Source organism: Mesorhizobium sp. M0923 (genome assembly GCF_040319365.1).
Classification (GTDB): domain Bacteria; phylum Pseudomonadota; class Alphaproteobacteria; order Rhizobiales; family Rhizobiaceae; genus Mesorhizobium.
This window is the reverse complement of record NZ_JAMYNW010000003.1, coordinates 128,260-141,051: the sequence shown is the minus strand read 5'-3', so window position 1 is coordinate 141,051 and position 12,792 is coordinate 128,260. Positions and strand designations below refer to the sequence as shown.

General features: G+C 62.9%; 10 protein-coding genes. 7 read left to right on the top strand and 3 right to left on the bottom strand.

What is annotated here, in order from left to right; translation table 11 throughout:
- Positions 1-22 precede the first annotated feature (22 nt).
- On the bottom strand, positions 23-1,207 hold the full coding sequence (locus tag NKH89_RS06730; protein WP_352480897.1) for an acetyl-CoA C-acetyltransferase: 1,185 nt from the start codon (positions 1,205-1,207) through the stop codon (positions 23-25).
- A gap of 278 nt (positions 1,208-1,485) precedes the next feature.
- Between NKH89_RS06730 and phaR the strand changes: the two genes are divergently transcribed.
- Positions 1,486-2,094 (top strand): polyhydroxyalkanoate synthesis repressor PhaR, encoded by a 609-nt coding sequence (gene phaR / locus NKH89_RS06725; protein ID WP_023721013.1) that lies wholly within the window; start codon positions 1,486-1,488, stop codon positions 2,092-2,094.
- Between the two features lie 127 nt (positions 2,095-2,221).
- On the opposite strand, the gene NKH89_RS06720 is transcribed toward phaR, so the two are convergent.
- Positions 2,222-2,668, bottom strand: a complete 447-nt coding sequence (locus NKH89_RS06720) for a hypothetical protein (protein WP_023721012.1) — start codon at positions 2,666-2,668, stop codon at positions 2,222-2,224.
- A gap of 101 nt (positions 2,669-2,769) precedes the next feature.
- Here NKH89_RS06720 and NKH89_RS06715 point away from each other — a divergent pair, with 101 nt between their 5' ends.
- The gene (locus tag NKH89_RS06715) at positions 2,770-3,423 is read left to right on the top strand and encodes a TetR/AcrR family transcriptional regulator (protein ID WP_352494173.1); all 654 of its coding nucleotides are present in this window, start codon (positions 2,770-2,772) and stop codon (positions 3,421-3,423) included.
- Positions 3,424-3,465: 42 nt separating this feature from the next.
- On the opposite strand, the gene NKH89_RS06710 is transcribed toward NKH89_RS06715, so the two are convergent.
- On the bottom strand, positions 3,466-4,614 hold the full coding sequence (locus NKH89_RS06710) for a citrate synthase (RefSeq protein ID WP_023721010.1): 1,149 nt from the start codon (positions 4,612-4,614) through the stop codon (positions 3,466-3,468).
- A gap of 91 nt (positions 4,615-4,705) precedes the next feature.
- Here NKH89_RS06710 and NKH89_RS06705 point away from each other — a divergent pair, with 91 nt between their 5' ends.
- From NKH89_RS06705 to NKH89_RS06685, 5 genes are all read left to right on the top strand, one after another.
- On the top strand, positions 4,706-5,794 hold the full coding sequence (locus tag NKH89_RS06705) for a citrate synthase/methylcitrate synthase (RefSeq protein WP_352480894.1): 1,089 nt from the start codon (positions 4,706-4,708) through the stop codon (positions 5,792-5,794).
- A gap of 201 nt (positions 5,795-5,995) precedes the next feature.
- Positions 5,996-6,778 carry a 3-hydroxybutyrate dehydrogenase gene (locus NKH89_RS06700; RefSeq protein WP_352908524.1) on the top strand — a complete coding sequence of 261 codons (783 nt, stop codon included), beginning with the start codon at positions 5,996-5,998 and terminating at the stop codon, positions 6,776-6,778.
- 26 nt (positions 6,779-6,804) lie between these two features.
- Positions 6,805-7,935: a patatin-like phospholipase family protein gene (locus NKH89_RS06695; RefSeq protein ID WP_352908571.1), complete on the top strand. Its 1,131-nt coding sequence runs from the start codon at positions 6,805-6,807 to the stop codon at positions 7,933-7,935.
- A 379-nt stretch (positions 7,936-8,314) separates the two neighbouring features.
- Positions 8,315-9,526: an efflux RND transporter periplasmic adaptor subunit gene (locus NKH89_RS06690; protein WP_023721006.1), complete on the top strand. Its 1,212-nt coding sequence runs from the start codon at positions 8,315-8,317 to the stop codon at positions 9,524-9,526.
- Between the two features lie 2 nt (positions 9,527-9,528).
- Positions 9,529-12,705 (top strand): efflux RND transporter permease subunit, encoded by a 3,177-nt coding sequence (locus NKH89_RS06685; protein WP_352847144.1) that lies wholly within the window; start codon positions 9,529-9,531, stop codon positions 12,703-12,705.
- Positions 12,706-12,792 lie beyond the last annotated feature (87 nt).

The following is a 12,792-nucleotide window of genomic DNA, read 5'->3' as shown; positions in this document are numbered from 1 at the left end:
CCTATTCGTATCGCTTATCTCATCACAATGCTTCCACGCACATGGCAACGCCCATGCCGCCGCCGATGCACAGCGTGGCAAGACCTTTCTTGGCACTTCTGCGGCGCATTTCGTAGACCAGCGTGTTGAAGATGCGGGCGCCCGAGGCGCCGACCGGATGGCCGATGGCGATGGCGCCGCCATTGACGTTGACGATGGACGGGTCCCAGCCCATGTCCTTGTTGACGGCGCAGGCCTGCGCGGCGAAGGCCTCGTTGGCTTCGACCAGATCGAGGTCGCCGACCGACCAGCCGGCCTTGGCCAGCGCCTTGCGCGAGGAGGGGATCGGTCCCGTCCCCATGATCTGCGGGTCAACGCCGGCGGTCGCCCAGGAAACGATACGCACCAGCGGCGTGATGCCGCGCCTTGCGGCTTCCGCTTCGGTCATCAGCACCACGGCGGCGGCGCCGTCATTGATGCCGGAAGCATTGGCTGCTGTCACCGTGCCGTCTTTGTCGAAGGCGGGCTTGAGCTTGGTCATGGCGTCGATCGTCGCGCCATGGCGGATGTACTCGTCCTGGTCGACTATCGTGTCGCCCTTCCTGCCCTTGACTGTGAAGGCAACGATCTCGTCGTTGAATTTTCCGCCTTTCTGCGCAGCCTCGGCCTTGTTCTGGGAAGCCAGTGCGAACTGGTCCTGGTCGTCGCGGGTGATTTGGAACTGGCGGGCGACGTTCTCCGCCGTGTTGCCCATATGATAACCATAGAAGGCATCGGTCAGGCCGTCCTTGATCATGGTGTCGATCAGCTTGAAATCGCCCATCTTGACGCCACCGCGCAGATGCTGCGCATGCGGAGCCATCGACATCGATTCCTGGCCGCCGGCAACGATGATTTTTGCATCGCCCTGGGCGATCTGCTGCATGCCGAGCGCGATGGCGCGCAGGCCGGAGCCGCAGAGCTGGTTCAGGCCCCAGGAGGTCGCCTCCTGCGGCACGCCGGCGGCCATGGCCGCCTGCCGCGCCGGGTTCTGCCCTTGAGCCGCGGTCAGGATCTGGCCGAGAATGACCTCGTCCACCTCCTTGCCGTCGACGCCGGCGCGGGCAAGCGCTTCCCTGACGGCGACGGCACCCAGTTCATGAGCTGGCGTGTTGGCGAAGGCGCCGTTGAAGGAGCCGACAGGCGTGCGCGCCGCACTGGCGACAACGATGGCGTTGGAAGCGGACATGTTCTTCTCCAGACTTTCGGGGAGCGATTTCGGGTGCCGTCGGGGACTTTTCTTGCCCTTTCCACAACCCGAGTCAAACCCGAAATGGGCATGGCGTTCCTCCGCGGCAAGCAGGCCGCGCGTCGCTGCGATGACGGCCCATCCGTGCTGCGCAGCATAAAATGTTCCCGCACTGCACAAACAGCTTGGATTCATGACGCTTTTGCGCATATCCTTTAACAAGGCGCAATCGTTACCGGCGGCTTACTTAAGCTGGCCGGTGTCCGGGGAGGATGCAGATGGCCGCGAAAGACGAACCTATTGTTATCAAGAAATATGCCAATCGCCGTCTCTACAATACGGGCACCAGCACCTATGTGACGCTCGAGGATCTCGCAGAAATGGTCAAAAAAGGCGAGGACTTTACTGTCCAGGACGCCAAGACCGGCGACGACATCACGCATCCGGTGCTGACCCAGATCATCTTCGAGCTGGAGAACAAGGACGGGCAGAACATGCTGCCGATCCCGTTCCTGCGTCAGCTCATCGCCTACTACGGCGACCAGATGCAGATGATCGTGCCAAGCTTTCTCGAACAGTCGATGCTGGCCTTCTCGAAGGAGCAGGAACGCTTTCGCGAGCAAATGAAAGATGCCCTCGGCAAGTCGCCGATGGACATGATGAAGATCGCGACGCCGATCAAGGTGCTGGAGGAGCAGACTCGGCGTAACATGGAAATGTTCCAGAACGCCATGCGGCTGTTCACGCCGTTCCCGCCTGCGGGGTCTGCGCCGGCAGCAGCACCGGCCGAACAGGCCAGGAAAGAAACACCGGAAAAACCGGACGACCTTCAGGAGCTGAAGGAGCAGATCGCCGCGATGCAGCGCAAGCTCGACACGATGTCGTGACTGCCGGCCGGCGAAGCGCCGGCCCAAAATTTCCCTCAGCAGGCCTGTGTCAGAAAACATCTTCGCCTCGAAGGTGAAGATGTCATCCACGCTCTATTTTGTGGCACGCTCTATTTCGTGGCATGCCCTATTTCGTGGTCACCGTCACCAGAGCGGTAACAGGTTTGCCGTCTACTAGAATGGGCCGGTGATGATCATCGGCAAGAAGCACGCCGATCACGTGTCTGCCGGCGGCATCCGGGCAATGGCCGAAACGGGCCTTGATAAGATCACCGCCAAAGTCGCTGTTCATGCTGTTGTACGGCTTGCCGGGGATGTTGCAGGTGTCTCCGTTGGGATCGATCTTCATATGCACGTGGCCGCATTGCTTGATTTCCCCGCACTCACCCGCAGTGAGCAGCCTGAAGTTGCTCCTGACGACAACGCCTATCGCCTTCTCAGGAGAATTGCCCAGTTCGACAACTGAACCCGCCGTCGGCCAGACGACTTCCAGGGTGGGCCGATCCTCGGCCTCGGCAGATACGAGCGACAATAAGGAGAAAGCGAGGGCAGTCGTTGCGGTGATGCGAAACATGGTAACCTCCGTTGCGATGTAAACATTGATTACATACGCAGCGCTCGAACACAAGGGAAATAATCAGTGATTACATTCCGCTCTCGTGCTATTTGACTGAGATGACCAAGACAACTGATTCCGACGAAGCCGGAGATGCCAAGCGATACCATCACGGCAATCTCGTCGAGGCCTTGATCACGGCAACCGTGGAGATCATCGAGGAGCGGGGAGCCGAGCATGTGTCCGTACGCGAGGCCGCAAAACGTGCCGGCGTTTCGCCCGGCGCGCCATTCCGGCATTTTCGATCGAAAACAGCGCTGCTCACCGCGGTCGCCGAACAGGCCATGGATCGGCTGACAAAGGCCGTTGCCAAGGCGCGGTCGAAAATCGACAGCGCAGATCCCATTGAGGCCTTCGAAGCAATCGGACAAGGCTATCTGGAATGGGCAATTAGCAACCCCACGCATTTCCAGATCATCAGTTCCCGAACCCTGATTGATTTTGAAGGGTCGGACAGCCTTCGTGATCAGAATGAGGCTATTCGGCGGACGATGATCGACTTGCTGACGCAAGCGCAACAACAGGGTCGGCTTGCTCCCGGCACCGACTTTGATCATCTTGTGCTTGCCGCGCGTGCACTCGTTTATGGGTTGGCACGCATGGCGATCGATGGTCATTTCCGGGAATGGCATCCGTCCGAGCCGCCAGCCCTGGCCGCGCAGCGGGCTCTCCGACTTTTCATGAGCCGGATGACCATTCCATCTAAAGCTTAATCCGCCAGCACCCAAAAAAAGGGCCCGCGATTGCGTCGCCAGCTAATGGAACTCCGGCAGCGGTCCCTGGTAGCGGGCGCGTGGTCTGATCAGGCCGCTGCTTGTCACCTGCTCCACGGCATGCGCGGCCCAGCCGATGCTGCGGCCGAGCGCAAACAAGCGAAACGGCGCATCGGACGGCAAACGGAGGCTGCGCGTCAGCGCGGCCAAGGCGAAATCGACGTTCGGGCGCATGCCCGTTGCCGCAAAGGCCGCATCGCAAAGCCGTAACAGCCCATCATCGACATCGATCGCGGCCAGCAACGGTTCCGCACGCGGATCGCCGTCGGGATAAAGCGGATGGCCAAATCCGGGCAGTGGCCTGTCGTGACCGAGCCAGCGTCCGACAGCCGCATCCGGCCCCAATCTCTGCGCATCCTCCGCCAGCATCATGACCGCCTCCGCGGCGCCGCCATGGCGCGGACCGGAGAGCGTGGCGAGGCCAGCAAGCAGGCAGGCCGAAACAGGTGCACCGGTGGACGCGGCGACCCGCGCGGCGAAGGTCGATGCGTTCAGTTCGTGATCGGCCAACAGCACCAGCGAGCGGCGGATCAAGTCTGCGCCGGCTGCATCGAGGGACCAGCCCTGCGCCAGTCGTTCGTGCACGGCACCGATTCCGCGAACCGCGCCGAGCGCCTGGGCCAGAGCGGCGATGGCGCCGGCCGCATCGTGGTTGAGCGAAGCCGCCCTGCGGCCGAGCGAAGGCCGGCCCTTGGCCGCCAACGCGGCCAATTCCGCGAAGGCAGCCGGCCGGCCAGTTGCGCCGTTGCCATGGCGGCTCGCCGACACGAACGACACTGGTGCGTCAGATGCCCAAAGCAGGTTTGCCGTCTGCTCCAGCGTGGCAGTCTCGCAGAGTGCAACCGCATCCTGGCCACGATAGACGAGGCGGCCGTGCAAAACGGTCGAGATCGTGGTGGCGATCGCCGGCTCACCCCAGGCAATTGCACTTTCGGCGATTGCCTGGGGATTTCGGCCGCGCGCCCGGCGGCTCGCCAGCGCCGCGATGTCGTCGGCGCGATACTGGCTGCGGCGTGGGTCGGCCCGATCCGGCCGCATGCCGATGCGTCCGCGGCTGACATAGGCATAGAGCGTCTGGGCGCGCACCTTGAGGCGCTCCAGGGCTTCGTCCCGCGTCAGCCACTCAGTCATGTAAACCTGGCACGTTGATTCGGTTGATCAAGATTGATGGTCCAGCCGCCAACCCTTATCTACGACCCGGAAAGGGTCAAGGAGAAAACCAATGGCGAATGGGCTCGATGATGTGGTGGTGGCAGAAACGGTGCTCTCCGATGTCGACGGTCTTGGCGGCCGCCTGACCATCCGGGGCCATTCGTTGCCGGAACTGGCAGGCCGCTGGAAATACGCCGACGTGGTTCGGCTGCTGTTCGACGGCTCTTTCGACGATCTTCCCGGCGAAAAGGAGCTGGCGAAAGCGATCGGCCGGGCGCGCAGTGAAGTGTTCGAGCGGATCGAACCCTTGCTGCCGTTTCTCGCATCCCTCGATATCTACAGCGCGATGCGCGCCGGCATTGCCCTACTGCCGGACGGCGACAAATTGCCGGACGCGCTCAGGCTGGTTGCGGCACCTGCCGTGCTGACGCCGGCCTTGCTGCGCTTGCAGCGCGGCGAAAGCCCAATTGCGCCTGATCGCAAGGCCGATCATGCCGCCGACATGCTGCGGATGCTGACCGGCATGGCGGCCTCGCCGAAGTTGGCGAAAGCGCTCGATACCTATCTTGTGACGGTTTGCGACCATGGCCTCAACGCATCGACCTTCGCCACGCGCGTGGTCGCCTCGACGCAGGCGGGGCTTACTTCGGCGGTGCTGGCCGGACTCGGAGCGCTCAAGGGGCCGCTGCATGGCGGCGCGCCAGGTCCGGTGATCGAGATGCTGGATGCGATAGAGGCGCATGGCGACGCCGCCATCTGGCTGCGCGACGAGATCGCGCGCGGCCGCCGCATCATGGGCTTCGGGCATCGCATCTACCGTGTGCGCGATCCGCGTGCCGACGTGCTGAAAGCGGTGGTGCGGCAACTCGGCGCCGAGGGCGAAGCCGGCCACCGGCTGGCGTTTGCCGAAAGCGTGGAGCAAGCGGCGCTTGAAGTGCTTCGCATCGCCAAGCCGTCGCGCTCGCTCCAGACCAATGTCGAGTTCTTCACAGCACTTCTGCTGGAGGCCGCGGGCTTTCCGAAAGAGGCGTTCACCAATGTCTTTGCTGCCGGGCGCGTCGCCGGCTGGATCGCCCACGCCCGCGAGCAGCAGACGAGCGGACGGCTGATCCGGCCGCAGTCGCGCTATATCGGGCCGGTGCCGGACCTCGTCGCCTAAGGATTTTCCCCCGCATGCTTTGCGGAAACCGGCCCCGCTACAGCCGGTGCCAGACACTCTCTCGTCAAGGTGAGAGAGGTCCTCATGACAAAAATTTCATGTCATTGCTCCACACATCCGCTGTTCTTGGGTGGCAGAGAGCCTATATGCTGCAGTGCAGCATGGTTCCGCGGGAGCCCGCCTCGAAAGGAATAAGCCGCCTTGACCGCCAGAAAAACCGCCATCGTCACCGGTTCCACCTCGGGCATCGGCCTGGCCATTGCCCACGCGCTCGCGGCCGAAGGCTGCAACATCGTCGTCAATTCCTTTTCCGACACCGCCGACGACCACGCCATCGCCGACGCAATTGCGAAACACCACAAGGTCCAGACCGCCTATGTCAAGGCTGACATGTCGAAGCCGGCCGAGTGCCGGGCTCTGGTCATGAAGGCAGCCGAGACATTCGGCTCGGTCGACATCCTGGTCAACAATGCCGGCATCCAGCATGTCGCGCCGGTGGAAAGCTTCCCGATCGAGAAGTGGGATGCGATCATCGCCATCAACCTGTCATCGGCCTTCCACACCATCGCCGCCGCCATCCCGTTGATGAAACAGGCCGGTGGCGGCCGGATCGTCAACGTCGCCTCGGCCCATGGGCTGGTGGCCTCGCCGTTCAAGTCGGCCTATGTCTCGGCCAAGCACGGCATTATGGGCCTGACCAAGACGGTCGCCCTGGAACTGGCGCGCGACAAGATCACCTGCAATGCCATTTGTCCCGGCTATGTGCTGACGCCGCTGGTCGAGGCGCAGATCGCCGACCAGATGAAGGCCAACAAGATGGACCGCGAGACTGTGGTCCGCGAGGTCATGCTCGAAAAGCAGCCGACCAAGGAGTTCGTCACCGTCGAGCAGGTTGCGGCGGCGGCAGTGTTCCTGTGCTCGGATGCGGCAGCGCAGATCAACGGCACGCACATCTCTGTCGATGGCGGCTGGACCGCTCAGTGAGCCGTCCAGCGGTCAAGGGTCACGCCATGCCGAAAAACGGCAAGGCGGAGAAGCCAAAGAAGATCAACATCGCGCTGCAAGGCGGGGGTTCGCACGGGGCGTTTTCCTGGGGCGTGCTCGATCGGCTGCTCGAGGACGGGCGCCTCGATATAACGGCGGTTTCGGGCACCAGCGCCGGCGCCATGAATGCCGTCGCGCTGGCCGACGGCTTCGTTCGCGGCGGCGTCGAGGGCGCACGGCGGAAACTTGATGATTTCTGGCGTGCGGTGGCGGCAAAGGGCCGCTTCAGCCCAGTGCAGCGCATGCCGTGGGACGTCGCCTGGGGCAATTGGTCGATCGAGAACACGCCCGGCTATTTCCTGTTCGATACGATGTCGCGGGTATTTTCGCCCTATGTCGCCAATCCGCTCGCCATCAATCCGCTGCGCGATGTGGTCGAACGTGAGATCGATTTCGACAATGTGCGCGCCTGCAAGTCGATGGAACTGTTCATTTCCGCGACCAATGTCGAGACCGGCCAGTTGCGTGTCTTCTCGGACGGCGAGATCGACCTCGACACGGTAATGGCGTCGGCCTGCCTGCCGCAATTGTTCCGCGCCGTCGAGATCAAGGGCGTGCCCTATTGGGATGGCGGCTATGGCGGCAACCCGGCACTGTTCCCGTTCTTCAAGACGGCGGCCACTGAGGACGTGCTTTTGGTGCAGATCAATCCGGTGGTCCGCGAAGGGACGCCGAAGAGCGCCAATGAGATCCAGAACCGCATCGACGAGATCACCTTCAATGCCGGGCTGTTGCGCGAATTCCGCTCGATCGCCTTCGTCAAGGAACTGATCGCCGCCGGCCGATTGCCGCACGGCGAATATCGCGACATCCGCATGCACCGCATCGATGCCGACGAAGCGTTCAAGGATCTGTCGGCATCGTCCAAGGTCAATGCCGAATGGGCGTTCCTTGCCTATCTGCGTGACCTCGGCCGCACCGCAGCCAGTGATTGGCTGGAAGAAAATTACGACGCCGTCGGCAAGCGGCCGACGATCGATCTGTCCGGCGAGCTCGACGACGGCTTGAAGCCGGTGCGCGGGCCGGCGCCGGGCCGGCGGGTCAAGGAGTTTCTTGCGGCGCGCAAGCAGCCCGAGGCCGCCCGCCGTCCGGCCTAGAACGATTTACCGTTTCACGGAAACGCCGAACCGCTCTATCTTTTTTGACGCAATTCCGGACGGAAAACCGTTTCACACTTTTCCTGGAATTGTTCTGGCTCCCCCGCAAAGCAGATGACATCGCAATCTGTCCAATCATCCTGACACTTGCTGCCATACCGCTGTTTTGGCGATCAACAGCCGATGCTGCAGCCGCATCTTTGCGGACAAAGCAACAATCCATCAACTTTTCTGACTATATTGCGACGCAACTTTAAGGTAGAAGCGCGCTTCGCCGATCACGGCAATTTGAATACGGCCTCGCGCGCACCCATATCGGCGACGCGCCCCAAGTAGAAGATGCGGCCTGGCCGAACCCCGCGCACTGGAAAAAATGACGATGCCGAAATTCAGGTTTCACAAGCTTGCAGCCATTGTTGTGCTCATCGGGTTCGCCGGCTGGATGGCGACAGGCGAATTCTCGTCCGTCGGCAGCGCGTCCGCCGACAACAAGCCCAAGGCAGGAGAGGTCGAGCAGCCCAAGGCCGCCGACTCAGGCAAGCCCCAAACTGGCGAACAGGGGGCTGCCAAGCCGGGGACTGCCGAGGCAGAACAGCCCAAAGCGGCCTTGCGGACGGTCGCGATCATAACCCCGCCGCGGCGCATCTATGCGCGCGCTATCCGCATTTCCGGACTGACCGAAGCCGACAAGCGCGCGGTCCTGGCGACACGCGTCGCCGGCGTCATCGACAAGCTGCCGGTCAAGCAGGGTCAGCACGTCAAGACCGGCGACCTGATCCTGATGCTTGCCGCCGAGGAAAAAATCTCGGCGGTCGACAACGCCAAGCAGCTTGTCGTGCAACGTGAGGCCGAGCTGGCTGCGGCCCTGCGGTTGATGAAAACCGGCAATCTGCCGACGCTGCAGCTCGATACGGCCCGTTCCAACCTGACGCTGGCCAAGTCGCAACTGGACGCCGCGCAAGCCGAACTCGACCGCAACGAGGTGAAGGCGCCCTTCGACGGTGTCATCGACCGGGTGCCGGTGGAGCTTGGCAGTTCCGTCATGCAGGGCGGCGAGGTGGCGACCATTCTGAAGCTCGATCCGGTGATCGCCCGCGGCGAAGTCAGCGAACGCGATCTCGGCTATCTGAAGATCGGTGACGAAGCCAATGTGCGCCTGGTCAGTGGCCAGACCGTCAAGGGTACGGTGCGCTACATCAGCCGGGATGCATCTTCGGCAACCCGTACCTTCCGGGTTGAAGTCGCTATCCCCAATGCCGATGGGTCCGTACCGGCCGGCATGACGGCAGAAATTGCGCTCAGCGCCCAGCCGACCGACGCCGTGATGCTGCCGCGATCGGTGGTGACGCTCGGCGACAAGGGCGACCTCGGCATCCGCGCCGTCGACAAGGATGACAAGGTCGTGTTCTTCCCGATCGACCTGGTCGACGACACGCCGACCGGCCTGGTGCTCGGCGGCATTCCGGCCGACGCCCGCATCATCGTCGCTGGCCAGGAGCTGGTGAAGGAAGGCGAAGTGGTCAAGCCGGTCGAGGCCGACCAGGCGACCATTCAAAAGCTGTTGGGCGAAGCGACGACCGGGACGCAGTAATCATGGACATCGTCAAACTTGCAATCAGCAATGCCCGGCTGACCATTGCGGTCCTGGTCTTTCTCATCCTTGCCGGTGCGGTCGCCTACCAGTCGACGCCGAAGGAAGCGGAACCCGACGTTCCGATTCCGATGATGTATGTCAGCCTGATCTATCAGGGCATCTCGCCGGAAGACTCCGAACGCCTCCTGCTGCGGCCGATGGAAGCCAAGCTGAAGAGCCTGAAGGGCCTCAAGGAGATGCGCTCGGCCGCCTTCCAGGGCGGCGGTTATGTGCTGGTCGAATTCCAGCCACAGACGGATCTCGCCACTGCGCTGCAGGACACGCGCAGCAAGGTGCAGGACGGCAAGGCCGACCTGCCGCAAGCGGCTGAGGAGCCCGTGGTCTCCGAGGTCAACATCTCCGAGTTCCCCGTCCTGGTCGTGACGCTGTCGGGCGAGGTGCCCGAGCGCGTGCTGACGGCGGCGGCGCGCGAGCTGCGCGACCGCATCGAGGAAGTGCCTGGCGTGCTCGAGGGCTCATTGCAGGGTGCGCGCGACGACCTCGTCGAAGTGGTCATCGATCCGATGAAACTTTCGTCCTACGGGCTGCAGCTCGACCAGTTGATCGGTGCGGTCGGCGCTTCCAACAGTCTTGTCGCCGCCGGCAACATCGAAGGATCCGAGGGCAAATACGCAGTCAAGGTGCCCTCGCTTATCGAGACACCAGAAGATGTGGCGGCGCTTCCGGTCGTCGCCGGCCCCAACGCGGTGGTGCAGGCCAAGGATATCGCCACCATCCGCTCGACCTTCAAGGACGCCGAGACGGTTACCCGCCTGGACGGCAAGCCGGCGATTGCCATCGAGGTGAAGAAGCGCATCGGCTCCAACCTGATCGATACGATTGGCAAGGTCAGGGAGGTGTCCGACGCCTTCATCAAGACGATGCCGGAGGGCATGCACGTCACCTACACGCAAGACAAGTCCGTCTTCGTGAACCAGTTGCTCGGCGACCTTCAGAACCACGTGATGATCGCCGTCATCCTGGTGTTCATCGTCATTCTCTACGCGCTGTCTGGCCGTGCCTCGCTACTGATCGGATTGGCCATCCCCTCATCCTTCCTGATCGGCATCCTGTTGCTGGCGATGATGGGCTACACGATCAACATGATCGTGCTGTTCAGCCTCATCCTGGCGGTCGGCATGCTGGTCGACGACGCTATCATCGTCACCGAATTCGCCGAGCGACGCATGAGCGAGGGCATGCCGAAGGAACAGGCGTTCGCGCTTGCGGCCAAGCGCATGGCCGGCCCGGTCATCGCCGCGACGATGACGCGCATTGCCGCCTTCTCGCCGCTGTTGTTCTGGCCGGGCATCATCGGCGATTTCATGAAATACATGCCGATCACGTTGATCGTGACGCTCTCGGCCTCGATGCTCTATGCGCTGGTCTTCGCGCCGACGCTGGGCGCCATATTTGCCAAGGCGCCGGCTCATCACCCCGACGACAATCGCGACGGCTGGTACATGGCCGTGGTCAAGCAGGCGGTGCATTATCCCATCACCGTGCTTGTCCTTACCGTCGCGCTGTTGTTTGGCGTGGGCTACGCCTATTCGAAATTCGGCGCCGGCGTCGAATTCTTCCCGAATGTCGAGCCTGACTACGGCCTGCTCTATGTCCACGCCCGCGGCAATCTTTCGCTTGCCGAAATGGACGCGGCCACCAAGACGGCGGAAAATCGGCTGCTCGGCTGGCCGGGCGTGAAGTCTGTCTATACCCGTGTCGGCAAGACGCAGGGCGGCGGCCAGGACGTTCCGGAAGACGTGGTCGGCGTGATCCAGTACGAATTCGTCGACTGGCGCGAGCGCAAATCGGCGAACTCAATCCTCGACGAACTGCGCGGCGTGATGGCCGGCATTCCCGGTGTCGACGTCGAGGTTCGCGTGCCGGAAGCCGGCCCGCCTACCGGCAAGCCGATCCAGATCAGGCTTTCGGCCGTCGATCCGAAGGGTCTTGACGACAAGGCCCGCGCCGTCGCCGCGCGCATTGCCAAGGTGCCCGGCGTCATCGATATTTCCGATGGCCTGGCGCCGCCCGGCGTCGATTGGGCGCTCGAGGTCGATCGCGCCAAGGCGGCGCAGTACGGCATCAGCCCGACCGCGGTCGGAACGGTGGTCCAACTGGTGACCAACGGGCTGAAGCTCAGCGAGTACCGCCCCGCCGGCGCCGACGATGCCGTCGACATCAGACTGCGCCTGCCCGAGGATCGGCGCACGCTGTCGACGCTCGACGAACTCAGGGTTCAGACCGCGCAAGGCTCGGTGCCGATCTCGAACTTCGTCGTGCGCAAGCCGGAGCCGACGGTCGGTATCCTCAATCGCATCGACGGCGCGCGAACGGTGGTCGTCCAGGCCAACGTCGCTGCCGGCGCCCAGGTGGCTGCCGTCCAGCAGGAGGTCACCAAAGCTGTCGCCGACATGAACCTCGGCAGCGGCATTCGCTGGAAGCTTGCCGGTTCCAATGAGGACAGCGCGGAGGCCGGGGCCTTCCTCAGCAAAGCCTTCGGTGCCGCGATCTTCCTGATCTTCATTGTGCTTCTGGCGCAGTTCAACAAGTTCACCAGCGTCTGGCTGGTGCTGTCCTGCGTGGTCATGGCGACGATCGGCGTGTTCCTAGGGCTGCTGCTGACGGGAGAGGCATTCGGCATCGTCATGTCGGGCATCGGTGTCATCGCGCTGGCCGGCGTGGTGGTGAACAACAACATCGTGCTGATCGACACCTATGACCGGTTGCGCGAAGAGGGCTGGGACAAATACGAAGCCGTTCTGCAGACCTGCCGCGAACGTGCCCGCCCAGTGGTGCTGACGGCGGTGTCGGCGATCCTCGGCGTGCTGCCGATCGCTTTCGGCCTCGGCCTCGAAATCTTCCATCACGAGACGACGATCAACGCGCCGTCGACGCAATGGTGGATTTCGCTGTCGTCGGCGATCGTCTTCGGCCTGTCCTTCGCCACCGTGCTGACGCTGGTGGTGACGCCGTCAATGCTGATGGTGTTCACCCGCGCCAAGGTAAAACCCGGTGCGCGTCGGGGCTGGTTCAGTCGCCTGTTGGGGCGCGGCAAGGCCGAGATCTCGTCGGAAGGCCTGGAGGCCGATCTGGGCGCCGAACCGGCGATCGCCTTCCCGAAGGCCGCCGAATAGAGGCTGAATCGCCGTCCTGATCAAGCAAAGGCCGCCCGGGAACAATGGGCGGCCTTCTGCATTGTTCCGTCATTGCAACCTCAAAGC